1 protein-coding gene is annotated in these 255 nt (G+C 60.4%); it reads right to left on the reverse strand.

The features are described from left to right. Positions 1–255: ATP-binding protein (locus ACPUD7_RS17935; protein WP_425120666.1), on the reverse strand; the 255-nt coding region annotated here is incomplete at both ends.

Raw genomic sequence — 255 nt, forward strand, 5'->3', positions numbered from 1 at the left:
CGATACAGACCTTCGGCAGCATCATCACTGACCGGCAGCAGCCCGATGTCGTCAACGATCACGAGATCGGCTCGCAACAGCCGCTGAACAGTCTTCGTCACCTGGTCATCAGGACGATGAGCACGAACGAGTCCGCCCAGATCTTCCAGCTTCAGCCAGGACACGCGTCCACCGCCGTCGATGACTTTCTGTCCCAGCGCTTCCAGGAAGAACGATTTGCCGGTTCCCGCGGGCCCACAGATGGCCAGGTTCTCC

Origin of the sequence: Brevibacterium sp. FAM 24630 (genome assembly GCF_049804075.1) — a bacterium.
Lineage (GTDB): Bacteria > Actinomycetota > Actinomycetes > Actinomycetales > Brevibacteriaceae > Brevibacterium.